The organism is Cellvibrio sp. KY-YJ-3 (assembly GCF_008806955.1).
In the GTDB taxonomy this organism is placed as follows: Bacteria; Pseudomonadota; Gammaproteobacteria; order Pseudomonadales; family Cellvibrionaceae; genus Cellvibrio.
In genome coordinates, this window is the sequence record NZ_CP031727.1 from 3,692,034 (window position 1) to 3,708,968 (window position 16,935).

Genomic DNA, 16,935 nt, shown 5'->3' on the forward strand with positions numbered 1-16,935 from the left:
ACTCCCTCACTTCACATCATTTTTAATGGATAAATAATAAAATCAGCACCCAAGGTGCTACCAAACCCAAGCCCACCATCGGCCAGGTTGCGGGGCGGCCACTCGCGTAGCGTTTTAACAACAGCAAACCTGTTATACAAAAAATAATGCAGGCAATTGCAAAAAAATCGAGGAACCAGCTCCATATCACTGGCGTATTTCGCCCTTTGTGTAAATCGTTGAAATAGGAAACCCAACCGCGATCGGTAAGTTCATACAACAATTCACCGCTGGTTAAATCCATACTCAACCAAGCATCACCACCGGGGCGCGGTAGCGAGAGATAAATTTCGTCCTCACTCCACTCTGCTAATTGATTGCGAACTTCAATTTTCTGCGTATCCGCCAACCAAGCGCGCAGCGTTTCTGGCAAGGGTGCTTTTTCTGCGTCCGGCACAGAAATAGCATCCAGTATTTCTGCCGGCAGCTGCGCTTCTTTGGTGATAATTTCTGGTGTGGCTTTAATATCCGCCGCGTGATTCAACGTAATGCCGGTAATCGCAAATAGCAGCATGCCGATTAAACAAATCGCCGAGCTGATCCAATGCCATTCGCGCACACTACCCACATATTTTTTCATGCTGACTATTTTTGCCTTTCAACAATTGTGCTATTCACGGTTTATCTTTTTAAAAGAGACACCACCTACCCTCGCTGCAACGAGGGCACTGGTGAAGTGAATAACGGATTAAAATTTGACGTTCACACCCAGCCAAATGTTGCGCGCTTTGTCTTTGTTGTTGTAATGATCCAGCACCGTTGCCAAATAACCGTCCGCATCACCTGCAGCGACGATACAGTTGGTATCACCCGCAACACATTCAGTAAACGTAACATCGTAATCGGTAAAGTCACGATCAAATAAGTTGTTGATACGCGCATTAAAAGTGACTGCCGGGCTTGCGCGGAAGGATGCACCCAAGTGAAAAATTTCATAGCTCTTGTAATACAGCGCCTCATCAGTATTCACATCCCATGAGCGATAACGATCCGAGTTCAGTTGCGCGGTAAAGAACACATTTAAGTCTGCCGTTACATCCCAATCCAGCGTGGCATTCGCCATATGTTTGGCAGGGCTTTGACTGCTATCACCTACCGGGCGACCTTTATTCACGCCACTTTTTTGCTCGCTATCGGTGTAAGTGTAATTGGTGCGCAATGCTAAACCGGGCACTAGTTGAATGCGCCCTGCCAACTCCAGACCTTGAATAACCGCTTTATCGATATTGACGGTTTTGCTGCTGGTGGCATAACCCAAATCAGCGTACTCACCGGTTTCTGCACAGCTAATATTGGTGGTAGCACCGCAGGGTTGGGAGGCTAACTTATCGTCAAAATCGTTGTGGAAAATCGTCGCGTTAAAATTGTGGCCAGCGGCGTGTTGCCAATAAACCGCAAACTCTGTGCTAGTCGTGGTTTCGGGTTTCAGATCGGGGTTGCCGTACATGGGTGAAGTCCCCTGCCCGCCAAAACCAACCACACCATCATACAACTGGGTGGTTTTCGGGGTTTTAAAACCAGTGCTCACGCCACCTTTAAAAGTCCATTGTTCGCTTAGCGTGTATACGCCATATAAGCGTGGGCTCACCTGATCGCCAAACACCTCATGATCGTCATAACGCAAACCAGCGGTAATCGCCAAGGGGCTGATGACATACCAGGTATCTTCAGCAAACAAGGAGTACATATTGTGTTCTTGCACACCACCGGGCGTGCCGCTTTCCATGCCAAATACACCGTCCTCCAATTCACCTTGAATAACTTGGGCACCTACGACGGTCACATGCTGCTGGCCAGCCAATTCAAAAGGCATGTCCAGTTTGGCGTCCAGGGTGTATTGGTTACTGGATAAGGTGCGTTTTCCGCGCGGCAGGAAAGTGCTAGCCGCCAGTGCTTTCCGTTCGGCTTCACTCATCCCGGCATAAGCGCCAGTACCGTCGAACATCGCCAATAGTTGTTCACGTTCAGCCACGGTGAACGGCAAGGTGCGGCCTTCGTTATTAGTATCCACATACGCCAGGGACACAAAGCTATTGCCGATATCCCATTTTCCTTCGTGGGTTAACGACCAGGTGTCGCGGGTGAATTCCTGGATGGCGCTGTAGCCGACACGCGGGTTGGCGCGGCGCGACCAAGTGCCCCCATTGGCAACACACACATTTTCGCGGGTGCCTGCTGCGTCTTTACAGTAATTGGCCGCACTCCAAATACTGTCGATTCCATCCACCGTACCCACCGGATATTCCTGTACGCCGGAGTCATTGATGCGCGGGGAGTTATCGTATTGCTGCTGCGAGGTTTCGATATCAAACGCGATACTTTGATTGTCGGTTGGCGTCCAGGAAAGACGCGCCCCCAGGACTTCGTTTTCGTTATCCACGGTTTTACCGCCGCCACCGAAACCCAAGGGGCGATTACGCACTTCACCATTGGGGTAAACGATATCCGCATAGGTGGGGTTTGAAGCCAAACGGTTGTAAGAACTGCCACGAACAGCCAGACCCAATTTGCCAGGAATGAGGGGCCCCATCACGTTGAAGTCGGTGGTGATATCTTCACCAAAGCTGTCGTCTGTCTGTTGGGTACGGCTATGGCTTACCGACCCCTGCCACTTATCGGTCACTTTTTTAGTGATGATGTTAATCACACCACCCATGGCATCCGAACCGTACAAAGTAGAGGCTGGGCCGCGAATCACTTCGATACGCTCGATGGCATCCAGCGGCGGCATATGGCCAAACTGGTTGCCACCAAAACTGTTGGGGTAAATATCACCGTGATTGTTTTGACGTTTTCCATCCACCAGAATCAGGGTGTAATCCGAGCCCATCCCCCGCATAGAGATGGTGCCCTGCCCGGTTTTATCGCGGGTTTCGCCAATATCCACACCTTCCAGATCGCGCACGGCGTCCAACAGTGTGGTGTAGGGGCGTTTACTCAATTCTTCCGCAGTGACTACAGAAATACTGGCGGGTGCATCGGTAATTTTCTGTTCAAAACCAGCTGCAGAAACCACAACTTTTTGCAATACGGGTGCCGCTGATGTGGCGGTTTGTGCTGTCGTGCTGGCTTGGGCAAAGGCATGGGTGGATGCCATAAATGCACCCAGCACCACCATTGATGATGCGGTTAACGGAAGAGAAAAACGGCCAGCCCTGTTGTTTTTTGGGTACATCTGCAATCACCTTATCAATAAAAATACGCAAAAAGTAATAATGCGCGCATGTTATCGATAAGTATTTACATTTACAATGATAACAATTCCTATTTACATAAATTAAATCGGATTACTCAGACATCAGCCCACTGGCGCAACAGGTTGTGATAATGGCCTGTCAAACCCAATATTTCGGCGCTATCACCCAGCCTTTGGCGCAGGGACTGGATATTGCAATCCAACTCGTGGAGCAAATTGCGCTGCCAATCGTCGCGTACCATGCTTTGCGTCCAGAAGAAACTGCACACTCGCTCGCCTTGGGTGACGGGAGCTACCTGGTGCAAGCTGGTGGAGGGATACAAAATCAAATCGCCTGCGGGCAATTTCACTTCGTGACTGCCGTAGGTGTCTTGCACGATTAACTCGCCACCCTCGTACTCGTCTGGCTCGGATAAAAACAAGGTGGATGACACATCGGTACGCAAGCTGAGGTTAGTGCCCGGCACTAAACGAATCGCACCATCCACATGAAAACCGTAATGTTCGCCACCGGCGTATGCATTAAATAGTGGTGGCACGATTCGCAATGGCAACGCGGCCGACATAAACAGTGGGTTGGCGTAAAGCGCCGTTAAAATCATTTCGCCCAACGCGCGCGCGACGGGGCCATCCACCGGCAATTGGCGATTGCGTTTAACCTGAGCCCCCTGCTGCCCTACTGTGGCTTTGCCATCCACCCACTGCGCCTCCTGTAAGCGGGCGCGGCACTCGGCAACTTGTTGTTTGGTTAATACTTCTGGAATGTGGATTAGCATCATATCCCCCGCATGCGCGCAATAAATAAAGGGCGCGATAAATCGCGCCCTTACAAATGACCAAACAATTAATTAGAAGCTGAAATTCACACCCAACCGTGCCGACAAAGGCGCCCCAGGATAATAGCGTGAACCACCATTATTCAGGCTGGCCACATAATCCTCATCGGTAATATTGAGCAGATTAAGTTGCACACTCAGGTTTTGGTTAATCGGATAGGACGCCATAGCATCAAATACCCAATAATCACCAAATTCGTACATAGAGCGGGTGCTCAGGGCAGTTGTATTCACCACACTGGAGCTGACCATAGTATCCACGTAGCGTGCACCGCCACCAATCAACAAGCCGCTGTCAAAGGTATAGCTGTTCCAGAGGGTAAATGTAGTTTTTGGCGACCATTGGATAGCACCACCCTCGTTATTGCCAGAGGCTTCATTGGCCGGGGTATTCGGGTTATCCACCGTGCGGTTACCGCGCGTGATTTCGTTGTCCATAAACGCAAGACCAGCGCTGATTTGCCACTTGTCGGTCAATGAACCCACCGCACCAAACTCCACACCTTCCACTTGCTTTTCACCCAAAGCAACGGAAGAGCCGTCGGGGTTAGTGGCGATTTCGTTTTCATTGGTACTGCGGAACAGGGCTGCCGTCAGGAACAGTTTGTTATCCAGCACATTCCATTTAGTGCCCAGCTCGGCGTTAGTACCCTTTTGTGGATCGAGATTAGGGTTATTAATGTTGTTCGCAGCATTGGTAGTGTTGAGCGCAAAGTTCGCTCCACCCGGTGGCAACTCGGACGTGGCGTAGCTGACATACACAGAGCCATTAGCCGCGGGCTTATACACGCCACCCAATTTCCAGCCAAACAATTCATCGGTGAGATGCGCATCGCTCGCAAGCAATGTACCCACTGGAACAGTTTGCACCGCTGGTGCAGTCACTGCCGCCTGACGGGTGATAACGTCAGTCTTGGTATGGAAGCGATCTGCGCGAACACCGGCGCTTAACTCCCATTGATCATTCAGCGTCACTGTGTCCTGCGCATAGAAGGCGTAGGTAGTGGTTTCACCATCGGTTTTAGCACCGGTGCGCAACACCGGCTGGAACACATCGCCCGTGCTTGGATTGTAGAGGTTGGCATTAGCCTGCTGCACAGTGGTCGATGAAGTCGAAGCGGTAAATGGAAGGCCCAAGGTGTAGTTCAGCTGACTCTCATAGGTGAATTCAACACCGGATACCAAATCGTGTTTGATACCACCCGCCTCAAATGAGGCAGACAAATTAGTCTGATTGGTGAGGATCTGGTTAGTTTGATCCTTACCCTGACGCGAGCGGGAAATTGTCCAGGACGCTGGCTCACTCGGGGTTGTAAAAGTGACCGCATTCACCCCCGTCAAGAGTTGATCCTGATTGGTTCGACCATAGCGCGAGGTATTGCGCAAGGTAACACCCTCGGCCAAATCCTGTTCGATGCGCACTGTCACCATACTGGCTTTGACATCGTTAAAGTCATTGGTGGAGCCGTAGAAATTTTCAGTATCAACACGTTCGGGAGTTTGACCGGCCAGTACACCAGTCGCAAAAATCGCGTTGTAATAACCATCCAATCCGATAGTAGACACACCACCATCCGGCACACCGGATTGCTCCGCTGCAAGAACATTAATGTAGGTGCGAGTATCGGTTCCCAACCCCAACCCGAGAGAGGCGGCAAAACCTTGGGCATTGTTTTCAACCTGGTCACGGCCATCAACACCGGCGTCTTGCTTCATCAGGTTAACGCGTAACGCTGAAGTCGTAGACAGGGTTTTATTCACATCGACAGTTGCACGTTTGTAATCACCGGTACCGCCAGTCACGCTGCCGCTGATGGCATCCTCCTGATTGGCCAGCTTACTGCTGAGGTTTACATAACCGGACGCTGCACCACGGCCGTTATCCACCCCTGCCGGGCCTTTCGCAATTTCCACTTGTTCGGTATTAAAGGTATCGCGGCTGATGCTACCTAAATCGCGGATACCATCCACAAAAATACTGCCCTGGGTATCAAACCCGCGCATAAAAATAGAATCGCCGGTAGAGGTATTACCGTTTTCACCCATCAACATAGTGATACCGGGCGTATTGCGCAGTGCTTCACTTAGGGTGGTCGCGGCCTGTTGCTGGAACAATTCCTTTTTTACTACCGCGATGGTTTGTGGAGTATCCACCAATGGCTGGGTAAATTTAGGGGAGCTTACCTGCTCGGCCTTGTAGCTCTCTATCGCCTCTGCTTCAACTCTTACGGTATTCAACTTCTTGGTTGTTTTTGCTGCCTCTTGCGCCACAACCCCAGACGAAGCCAGCAGCAATGCAGAAGACAGTGCCGTTGCCCCAAGCTGTAACGCCTTCACGTGCTTTTTGGACACTATAGGTAAGTGAGTAGATTTTCCGATGGTCATGACAAGCCCTTGTAATAGAAATAAACGGAGCGCCTAGCGCTCGCGCATACTAACGAGAATCATTATCGATAACAATGATAATAATTCTTGTTTCTTTTTGTTAATTTTACTTATTACGGCTTTTTTACACGCCACTCAGGAGGGAGGTCATTTGACTTATTGACATATAACTAAAAGCGATTAATCTTCATTATCTATATTACAATATGCACCAATATTGGAGCTATTAACCCATGCACGTCCCCTCTCGCCCCGTCTTGCTCGTGTTGTATTGCCTGACCGCGTTATTGGTCGGGGCGAGCAGCGGGAGCAATGCGGAACAAAAGGCCCCGGTGACAGAGGCAGCGGGTGCAGCCGCATCCGTGGATGGTGTACACCTACGCCTCGGCGCCGAAAACTCCTGGCCACCTTATAGTGATGAACAGGGGCAAGGCATTTCTACCGATCTCATCAAAGCCGCCTTTGCCAATCGTGGAGTAGTACTCAGCTTCCAGGTACTTCCCTATGCGCGCGTCCTGCACGATTTGGCCTCCGGTAAAATTGATGGCGGTTTTAACGTAAGTCGCCAAGCCACCACCGAAAACAAATATATTTTTGGTGAGGTGCCGCTACTCAGCGTCAAGGCTTATTGGTTTTTTATGGCAGGCACTCACAGCAACATCAAATCTTTTAATGATCTGCCGGATAATTTTCGCGTTGGCGTAATCCGCGACTACGAATACGGGGATGATTACGAAATTCATCGCCACCGGTTTAACGAGATACGAGTATCCCAACAGTCGCAAATTATTCGCATGCTAAAACAAGGGCGTATCGATGCAGGAATCATGTTTGAACGCGAAGCCGAATTTGCCATGCGACAAATGCAACTCAAAAGCAGCGTGTTTGATAAACGTTTTTTAAATCACGAGGGCGATGTATACGTCGCCTTCTCACACAAAAGCCCCAGGGCACGGTGGATGGCACAAGAGTTGGACAAAGGGCTGTTGATGCTCAAGGAGACGGGGGAGTATGATCGCATGCTCTCAGACACCAGCAAGGAGCCATGATGCAAAAAGCCATTCACTTACTCACTAGCATTCTGCTAATGCTAATAACCGCTTGTTCCACACCACCTCAGCCTGAGTCAACGATAATCGAACACCCCAATTCAAGCGATTTGCTAGAGCCGATAATGCTCGGCAACAACACCACAGTAATCAAATTCACTATACCCATGTATGCCGAAGCAAATTTTCGGTTACTCGATACAAAGCATTACCGCCACAAATTTGATTATGTAGCGAATATAAATTTTAACGATAAGGATTGTATAAATGGCCATAATGCTGCACTGGAATACAAACAAAACCTCAACGATCATTACGCCAGATATTTTGATAATCCCGCCAAATGGAATCAGCAGAACATCCTTTTACTCAAGCTAAGCCAAAATAAAAAAGAGCTAACCGCAACACTCAACAATGAAACGATCACGATTAACACAATCAAACCTATCCGTTTTTTACATATCACGAGTGAACCGGAGCACCTAAAACTCCAAAGCGTTCAGGTACTTAACAACAAGGAATAACGTTTATGCCTAAAAAAAATATAACCCTCTATTTGTTAATTCTACTTACATCAATAGCAACTCATTTCGCACATGCTGATTTCAATAAAGGAATGGATCATTATGTAAAGGGCGAGTATGAGTTTGCATTCAAGGAGTTTATGAGTGTTGCTCAATACGGTGATCATGATGCCCAACAAAATATTGGCGCCATGTACTTCCGTGGTGAGCATGTTGAAAAAAATACCATCGAAGCCTACGCATGGTTCGCGTTAGCAGCACAAGACCCGACAATTAACCAGAACAAAATCCATTTAAAAATCCTGAAACAACTTAATGAAACACAACAATCGGCAGCAAAAAAACGTTATGAGTCGTTACTGGATGAATATGCGAATGATGTAGTTATTGCTAAATTAACGCCAAAATTTATTGGTAAAAATGCCGGTTTTAAAGAGCGTCGTGCAATTAAAAAAGTGGCGCCCCAATACCCTACTGACATGTTGCGACAAGGAAAAGCGGGATTTGTTGATGTGATTTTTACTGTTGATAAATACGGCTTCACCAGAGATCACATGGTTTATTACTCGCCTTCACAATCATTTACTGATGCCGCAATAGCAGCCTTGCGAAAATTCCAATATGAGCCGGCAAAAATCGATGGAAAGCCTATAGATATCAACGGCTATAAAACAAGACATAATTTCTATATTGATGGACACAGAATAAATAACGAAAAACTTGGCAATATTGTTGATGATTTACGTAAAAAAGCAAAAGTGGGAAATTCCAGCGATCAACTTGCTTATGCTTATTTTTTAGAGGCCATCCCCTCATTCACTAGTGACTTCGAATTAACTGACAACCCAAATGAATGGTATATGCAATCCGCCAAAAATGGTAATGGCGCTGCAAGCTACTTTTTAGGGCGCAATATTTTGTATGGAAATATGTGCGAACAAGATACCAATCAAAGCATGGCATGGCTGTTGAAAGCTGCAAAGCAAGGAATACCCGAAGCGCAGTACATGCTCGCACTGGAGTCATTCAGCGGTGCTCACTTTGCGAAGGACGAAAAAAAGGGCTTTTACTGGCTGGAACAAGCGGCAGCTCGGAATAACCAGGCAAAAGTGAGATTGGCCTGGATACTGGCAACTCATCCGGATGCCACAAAGCGCAACGGTAAAGTTGGCGAGAGTCATGTCAATCAGGTACCCGATGACTACTTAGATAAACAGAATTATTTCCAAACGAAAGCGGCAATCGCTGCTGAGAATGGCGATTTTAAATCGGCAATTAAATGGCAGAAAAAGGCTGTAAAAGATGCTAAAAAACTGGAACTACCGCTGGAGATAATCGAACAACGGCTTGCAAGTTATTCCACGAAAAAGCCGTGGCGAGAAGAAATTTAATCGCTAATAAATCAATTACACAGAGAATAAAAAAATCCCGCTCCGGAACACCGCAGCGGGATTTTTTATGCCCTTAACAATACGCAATGAATTACATATACGCGTTGGAGCGATCCGTATGGTCAGTCACATCGCGAATGCCTTTCAACTCGGGCAACTTGTCCATCAACTGCACTTCAATGCCCTGCTTGAGGGTAATTGCCACTGAGCCACAACCCTGACAACCGCCACCAAACTTTAATACGGCAATCATATCTTCAGTGATTTCCACCAAGCTCACGTTGCCGCCGTGGGAAGCGAGACTGGGGTTTACATCGTTGTAAAGCACGTAGTTGATACGGTCTTCCAGCGGGCTATCGTCGGTAACACGCGGCATTTTGGAATTGGGAGCACGAATAGTGAGCTGGCCACCCATGCGATCAGGGGAGTAGTCCACCTTGGCATCTTCCAAAAATGGCAAGCTGCGCTCTTCAAAGTGAGCGTTAAAACCCTTGAGCGGCACAATCACATCACCTTCTTTTTCCTCGCCGGGGCGACAATAAGCAATGCAAGTTTCCGCATTGGGTGTACCCGGGTTGGCCACAAACATACGAATGCCTATGCCGTCGTTGTCTTTTTGCTTGTCGAGCAGTTCTTTCAAGTAGTCTTGAGCGGATTCGGTGATATCGACGTTGACCATATAAACCTTTCTACAGAATCTGTGGGAGTCACCACTACATACGCTTAAACGTATATAAAAGGACAAATAATACCCGATTAAATTACTCAGGTATTCTACTGCAAAGTCGCGGCACAGGCACTAGCCAAGCCTGAAAAGAAGCCGCTAAATTTTTATCGGCGCCATAGCCAAACCCTACAACACCCCCTAATGCCGCACACAAGCAGGCCAAAACGGGCGCCCTTTGGCTGCTTTTCTGCTAGAATTCGCGCCAATTTTCTATATCAATCTTTTTTGATATTGCTTCAGCAATTCTTATTCTATTCAAGCCTTTTAGCGAAAGGTTTCACATGACAGACAGGTTTCCCATGACTGCACCAGCCGCCCTGCAAGCCCGCATTGACTCACTGCACACCGCCATTAAAGAACGCATCCTGATTCTGGATGGCGGCATGGGCACCATGATCCAAAGCTATAAGCTGCAGGAGACGGATTATCGCGGCGCGCGTTTTGCCGATTACCACATGGATATCGCGGGCAACAACGATTTGCTCAGCATTACCAAACCAGAAGTGATCCGCGAGATCCAGCGCGCCTACCTTGAAGCCGGCGCCGACATTCTGGAAACCAACACCTTTAACTCCACGCGCATCTCCATGGCCGACTACGACATGGAAGATCTGAGCCATGAACTCAATTTCGCCTCTGCGCGTTTGGCGAGAGAACTGTGCGATGAAATGACCGCGCAGAATCCGGCCAAGCCGCGTTTTGTTGCCGGTGTGCTCGGGCCAACCAGTCGCACCTGTTCTATTTCGCCGGATGTAAATGACCCTGGCGCGCGCAACGTGACCTTTGATCAGCTGGTAGAAAACTATCTGGAATCAATGGATGGTTTGGTCAAAGGCGGCGCCGATATTATTTTAATCGAAACTATTTTCGATACGCTCAACGCCAAAGCTGCGGTTTTCGCGGTAAAACAATATTTTGACAATGTCGGTTTTGAATTACCGATTATGATTTCCGGCACCATTACCGATGCCTCTGGTCGCACGCTGTCCGGCCAAACGACTGAAGCATTTTACAATTCACTCGCACACGCCCGCCCACTCAGCATGGGTTTGAACTGCGCACTGGGCGCCAAAGAATTGCGCCAGTACGTGCAAGAACTTTCACGTGTCGCCAACTGTTTTGTGAGCGCGCATCCCAACGCCGGTTTGCCAAATGAATTTGGTGAATACGATCAAACCGCGCAAGAGATGGTCGATATTGTTGAAGAATTTGCCGCAAGCGGATTTTTAAATATTATCGGCGGCTGCTGCGGTACTACGCCCGCGCATATCAAAGCTCTCGCTGATGTAATGAGCAAATATGCTCCGCGCAAAATTCCTGATATCGAACCAGCTTGCCGTCTCTCCGGTTTAGAGCCGTTCAACATCACCAAAGATTCGTTATTTGTAAACGTCGGCGAGCGCTGTAACGTTACCGGTTCTGCGCGCTTTAAAAAATTAATTGTGGAAGAAGATTATTCCACTGCACTGGAAGTTGCTTTAGAGCAAGTTGAAAATGGTGCGCAGGTAATCGACATCAACATGGATGAAGGCATGCTCGATGCTGAAAAAGCCATGGTGCGCTTTTTGAATTTAATTGCTGGCGAACCGGATATCGCCCGTGTACCAATTATGGTGGACTCATCCAAATGGGATGTTATCGAAGCCGGTTTGAAATGTATTCAAGGCAAACCGATTGTAAACTCCATCAGTTTGAAAGAAGGCGAAGAAGAGTTTTTACAAAAAGCCAAACTCTGCATGCGCTACGGTGCTGCTGTAGTCGTAATGGCATTTGATGAAACCGGCCAAGCCGATACCATGGCGCGCAAAAAAGAAATTTGCGAGCGCTCTTATCGCACATTGGTAGATAAACTGAATTGCCCACCGGAAGATATTATTTTCGATCCAAACATTTTTGCGGTCGCAACCGGCATTGAAGAACACAACAATTACGCGGTAGATTTTATTGAAGCCACACGCTGGATTCGCACCAACCTGCCTCACGCTGGCGTCAGCGGCGGCGTATCCAACGTGTCCTTCTCCTTCCGTGGCAACAACCCGGTGCGTGAAGCAATCCACTCAGTATTTTTGTACCACGCGATTAAAGCCGGTATGAATATGGGCATCGTTAACGCCAGCCAATTGGCGGTGTACGACGATTTACCGCAAGAATTAAAAGACAAAGTTGAAGATGTTATTCTCAACCGTCACAGCGGCGGCACTGAAGCGTTGCTTGATATCGCTGAAAAATATCGCGGTGATGGCTCGACGGGTGAAGTCAAAGAAGACGCTGAATGGCGCTCACTGCCGATTGCAAAACGTATTGAACACTCGCTGGTAAAAGGTATTTCAACCCATATCGTCGAAGATACCGAAGAAGCACGCCAACATTATCCTCGCCCGCTCGATGTAATCGAAGGCCCACTCATGGACGGCATGAATGTGGTGGGTGATTTATTCGGTGCCGGTAAAATGTTTTTGCCGCAAGTAGTTAAATCCGCGCGCGTAATGAAACAATCAGTAGCCTATTTGCAACCGTTTATTGAAGCCGAGAAAACCGAAGCTTCAAAACCCAATGGCAAAATCCTGATGGCGACCGTAAAAGGCGATGTACACGACATCGGCAAAAATATTGTCGGCGTGGTATTGCAGTGCAATAACTTTGAAGTGGTTGACCTTGGGGTAATGGTGCCCTGCGATAAAATTATCGACACCGCCATCGAGCAAAACTGCGACATTATCGGACTCTCGGGTTTGATCACACCGTCGCTGGATGAAATGGTGTTTGTCGGCCGCGAAATGGAACGCCGTGGTATTAATAAGCCGCTGATGATCGGCGGCGCAACCACCTCCAAAGCGCATACCGCGGTAAAAATTGATCCGGTGTTTAAACTCAATCAAGTGGTTTACGTTGCCGATGCCTCGCGCGCCGTAGGTGTCGCCAGCACACTACTGTCCGACGAATTGCGCCCCAAATTTGTGGAAGACCTCAGACAAGAATATATAGATGTACGCGAGCGCAACGCCAACCGCAAACCACGCGGCACCGTGCGCTCCTACCCCGAAGCTATCGCCAAAGGTTTAAAACTGGATTGGGATAATTACACCCCACCAGCGCCCGCATTTACCGGTGTAAAAGTATTTGAAGATTACGATTTAAATACGCTAGTTGATTTTATTGACTGGACACCTTTCTTTATCAGCTGGGATCTCGCCGGAAAATATCCAAAAATTCTGGAAGATGAAATCGTCGGTGAAGCAGCACGCAATTTATTTGCCGATGCACAACAGATGCTGCATAAATTGATCGATGAAAAACTTATCCGCGCCAACGGCGTGATCGGCTTCTGGCCAGCGAATACGGTCAACAGCGATGACATCGCCGTATATGATGCGGATGGAAAGCAAATAAATACTTTGCACCACATCCGCCAGCAGCATTTAAAACAAGGCATGGAATCGCGCCCGCATTATTCACTCGCGGATTTTGTTGCACCGAAAGAAACCGGCAAACAGGATTACATCGGCGGCTTTGCGGTCACTACCGGCATAGGCGCAGAAGAACTCGCCAAGCAATATCAAGACGCGGGCGATGACTACAACAGCATCATGGTAAAAGCCCTCGCCGACCGTTTGGCTGAAGCCTTTGCAGAACACATGCATCAACGCGTGCGCAAAGAATTCTGGGGTTACGACCGCGATGAAAATCTATCCAACGAAGATTTAATCAAAGAACAATACAAAGGCATCCGCCCTGCTCCCGGTTATCCAGCCTGCCCCGATCACACTGAAAAAACTCAGTTATTTGCGTTGTTAGATGGCGAGAAAAATACTGGTATCACGCTGACCGAACATTTTGCGATGTTGCCAACTGCTGCGGTTTCCGGCTGGTATTTTGCACATCCGCAAGCGGAGTATTTTAATACTGGGAAGATTGAGAAAGATCAGGTGGAGAGTTTGGCGCAGCGCAAGGGGGTTAGTGTGCAGGAGATTGAAAGATGGATGAGTCCGGTGTTGGCGTATGAGCCTGGGGTTGTTGCTGAGTAAGTTTGGAATTTTGTAGGGCGGGTTCGCGGAGCAACTCGCCGCAATCATAAACCAACCATATGAAATATTACCTACTTCAATTCCTTCAAATAAGTGGACTTGACTATGGATAACCTTTTATACAAATACAGAAGTGTTGATAAGAATGGCCTAGATATTCTAATTAATAGTGCATTATATTTCCCAACGACGAGTACATTCAATGATCCATTTGATGGCCAATTGCTACCAGTGGACTTTGAAAATGAACTTAAAGATCTGGGGCTCCATCCAGGCCCCATCAAATTATCATCTGCAAATGAGCATATAAAAGAAGAAATTAATAGAGTAGGCGTATTTTGTCTATGTAAAACACCTGACGATATATTAATGTGGTCGCACTATGCAGATTCACACCAAGGTTTTTGTCTTGGTTTTAAACCAGATTTAAAACGCAAAATTGAAACCAACGGGATACCTATAAACCAATACCCTATAGCTTACGAAGCAGATCATCCTTTTAAAGAAATATACGAAAACTACCCAGATATTAATTCTTTTGAAGATTTTATTAACCTTTGTGAAAATTTTAAAAAAGCTGCCTTAACTGTAAAACATGAGCACTGGCGTTACGAAGCAGAAGAAAGATTAATATCTAGAGAATCCGGTTTATATTTATTTCAGCCCGAGGCATTGGATTGTGTGATCTTAGGGATGAACATCTCCAACAAAGATACATTTACAATTAAAAACCTATTAAATCGCGCAGAATGGAAACACGTTCGTTTATTAAAGGCTTTCCGAGGAAAGGCAGCCTTAAAACTTGAAATCAGAGAAGAGACAAAGTTTCAGCCGATATAACGCTAAACACCACATCAACAAATAATCACCCATGTTGGGCATAACTGCCCAACCTACCGAACGATAAATAATTTAATTATTTTGCTGCCCTGAGAAACCGCTGTTGCGGTTCGTTCCTCACCAGCAACCTACAGATATGGAGAACGCCATGAGCGATGCAACAAATGACGAGCTGATTCAAGCGTTAAAAATTGCCTTTTGTTATATGCCAAAAGCTATAGAGGTGAACAAGTACGAATACGGTGATAGATACCAAACCGTGCTCGACCATATTCAAACGGTGCGAGAGACTTTACTCATTAATGAGATAGACCCGGAAGAAGTGTATGGTGAGATTAATCCCGACAGCACACCGAACTCTTCTTATTAAGCGTTGCGTAAAAACAATACGCAGCCGGTTAAATAACCACCTATGAAAATGATTGGACTTGGATCGCACCACAGTAGCATCAAATTTTATATCGCCAATCGCCCACCGATTGATGATTATCCGGTAATGGATGAATTGCATGGCTTGGCTTGGCGATGGGGGAGCTTACACATATTGTGAAACACACCAGTAACCACTGGCGAAAAGTGTTTAATGTGTACGCCAAGTTATTATTTGATTGGTATCAATTGCAGCAACTGAAAAATTTACCCGATACCTGGCAAGCTTATCGTGACCTTGAATTATTTCAGGCACACTCACAAGAGGTACTGTTGTTTAGTGCACCGCAGTTTGAATCGGATGGAAACGCCATCCATATCATTGCCGGTAAAACCTACGCGGCGCAGCTAGCATTACCACCACTGGTTTGGCTGGATGCTTATTTTGCGGTTAATAAAGAACAGCGCGTGATTGTTGCACCTTACCCGGATTATCGTCAGCTTTCCAATGAGCGAATTGCGCGCCTGCTTGAGCTGATGCGATTCAGTTGAAATATAGAGCGAAATTCCCACCTCCCCCATATCATGCTTTTCAATCACTCTGTTAAATCAAGCACCTTTTCGATTTTAAGTTAATCTTTTGAATCTGAATGTACGCTAAATAACATAATAAAAAATATAAATTTCACCAAAAAACCATGGTTGTAAATTTTACTTTTTTTGTAAAAAAATAATTACAAATTAATAAAAATTAATTTTATTAATTCAAGAAAATCGCTTAAAAGCTACGCAACAACTCACCTTAAGCTGATTGGCACAAGCATTGCTCCACTTACTCTGTAGGTTCAGTCAATCACAGAAAATGGAGATTTAATTATGTTTACTAAAACATCTGCCATCCTAAGTATTGCTATGATTTCATCAGCAGCCGTAGCGCAATCAGACAACCAGGAAAACAACAACTGGCGCTTGCATCCGGAATTTTCTATTGGTGCTGGCTACGGCTTTACCAAATTAAAAGATGATGAATTTAAAGAAGATGAGGCCGCTAAAAAAATATTTGCCTTGGTAAAATTTAATGAATACATCGGAGTGGAGGCCTCTTATATTGACTTTGATGAAGCCGGAAATGATGTATTAACTCTGGATGCGGACGGTAGATCACTAGCCGTTATTTTTGAAGCCCCGCTCAGCGAATCATTTTCTCTTTACGCCAAGGGCGGGCAATTATGGTGGGATGCAGATGCTGCAATAACATCAATTAATGCCAGCGACAATTACGATGGCGATGAGGCGTTTTGGGGTGGTGGTGCAAAAATTCGCTTATCTGAAAACCTTGATTTGCGCATCGAATATGAACGCTTTGATTTCAATATCTCGCGGGACGAAATCGATGTATTGCAACAAGACGACATTGATATGGATGTGGATTTTGCCAGTGTAAATCTGCAGTTTACTTTTTAACGCATCACTTCTCCGCTAAACGCAAACCTTATTAGCGGGAGCCTTGTGCTCTCGCTACTATGCCTGCTCTATCCAGTCCCCTTTTACCAG

At 46.9% G+C, this 16,935-nt stretch carries 13 protein-coding genes; 8 read left to right on the forward strand and 5 right to left on the reverse strand.

What is annotated here, in order from left to right; all coding sequences use genetic code 11:
- Positions 1-22: 22 nt before the first annotated feature.
- The 4 genes from D0B88_RS15705 to D0B88_RS15720 all read right to left on the reverse strand — a co-directional run bounded on the left by D0B88_RS15705 (position 23) and on the right by D0B88_RS15720 (position 6,456).
- Positions 23-619, reverse strand: coding sequence for a PepSY-associated TM helix domain-containing protein (locus tag D0B88_RS15705; RefSeq protein WP_151058335.1), 597 nt, complete (start codon positions 617-619; stop codon positions 23-25).
- A 108-nt stretch (positions 620-727) separates the two neighbouring features.
- A complete protein-coding gene (locus D0B88_RS15710; RefSeq protein ID WP_225318406.1) occupies positions 728-3,214 on the reverse strand; it encodes a TonB-dependent receptor domain-containing protein in 2,487 nt (828 codons plus the stop codon).
- 116 nt (positions 3,215-3,330) lie between these two features.
- Positions 3,331-4,014, reverse strand: coding sequence for a Fe2+-dependent dioxygenase (locus D0B88_RS15715; protein ID WP_255477814.1), 684 nt, complete (start codon positions 4,012-4,014; stop codon positions 3,331-3,333).
- A gap of 69 nt (positions 4,015-4,083) precedes the next feature.
- Complete coding sequence (locus tag D0B88_RS15720) at positions 4,084-6,456, reverse strand: catecholate siderophore receptor Fiu (protein ID WP_151058337.1); 2,373 nt, start codon at positions 6,454-6,456, stop codon at positions 4,084-4,086.
- Between the two features lie 233 nt (positions 6,457-6,689).
- On the opposite strand from D0B88_RS15720, the gene D0B88_RS15725 reads away from it, so the two are divergent.
- Genes D0B88_RS15725 through D0B88_RS15735 form a run of 3 tightly spaced genes read left to right on the forward strand, consistent with a single transcriptional unit; the run spans position 6,690 to position 9,420 of the window.
- The gene (locus tag D0B88_RS15725; RefSeq protein ID WP_225318407.1) at positions 6,690-7,505 is read left to right on the forward strand and encodes an ABC transporter substrate-binding protein; all 816 of its coding nucleotides are present in this window, start codon (positions 6,690-6,692) and stop codon (positions 7,503-7,505) included.
- Positions 7,502-8,029, forward strand: coding sequence for a hypothetical protein (locus D0B88_RS15730; RefSeq protein WP_151058339.1), 528 nt, complete (start codon positions 7,502-7,504; stop codon positions 8,027-8,029). Before D0B88_RS15725 ends, D0B88_RS15730 begins: the two co-directional genes overlap by 4 nt.
- Before the next feature lie 5 nt (positions 8,030-8,034).
- Complete coding sequence (locus D0B88_RS15735; protein ID WP_151058341.1) at positions 8,035-9,420, forward strand: energy transducer TonB; 1,386 nt, start codon at positions 8,035-8,037, stop codon at positions 9,418-9,420.
- Between the two features lie 91 nt (positions 9,421-9,511).
- On the opposite strand, the gene nfuA is transcribed toward D0B88_RS15735, so the two are convergent.
- The gene (gene nfuA / locus D0B88_RS15740; RefSeq protein ID WP_007642242.1) at positions 9,512-10,099 is read right to left on the reverse strand and encodes a Fe-S biogenesis protein NfuA; all 588 of its coding nucleotides are present in this window, start codon (positions 10,097-10,099) and stop codon (positions 9,512-9,514) included.
- A gap of 347 nt (positions 10,100-10,446) precedes the next feature.
- Between nfuA and metH the strand changes: the two genes are divergently transcribed.
- From metH to D0B88_RS15765, 5 genes are all read left to right on the forward strand, one after another.
- Positions 10,447-14,172 carry a methionine synthase gene (gene metH, locus D0B88_RS15745; RefSeq protein WP_151059481.1) on the forward strand — a complete coding sequence of 1,242 codons (3,726 nt, stop codon included), beginning with the start codon at positions 10,447-10,449 and terminating at the stop codon, positions 14,170-14,172.
- A 105-nt stretch (positions 14,173-14,277) separates the two neighbouring features.
- A complete protein-coding gene (locus D0B88_RS15750; protein WP_151058343.1) occupies positions 14,278-15,012 on the forward strand; it encodes a DUF2971 domain-containing protein in 735 nt (244 codons plus the stop codon).
- A 103-nt stretch (positions 15,013-15,115) separates the two neighbouring features.
- Positions 15,116-15,382 (forward strand): penicillin-binding protein, encoded by a 267-nt coding sequence (locus tag D0B88_RS15755; RefSeq protein WP_370452459.1) that lies wholly within the window; start codon positions 15,116-15,118, stop codon positions 15,380-15,382.
- Positions 15,383-15,558: 176 nt separating this feature from the next.
- Positions 15,559-15,933: a hypothetical protein gene (locus D0B88_RS15760; RefSeq protein ID WP_225318408.1), complete on the forward strand. Its 375-nt coding sequence runs from the start codon at positions 15,559-15,561 to the stop codon at positions 15,931-15,933.
- Between the two features lie 324 nt (positions 15,934-16,257).
- A complete protein-coding gene (locus tag D0B88_RS15765; RefSeq protein WP_225318409.1) occupies positions 16,258-16,845 on the forward strand; it encodes a porin family protein in 588 nt (195 codons plus the stop codon).
- The last annotated feature ends 90 nt before the right edge of the window (positions 16,846-16,935 follow it).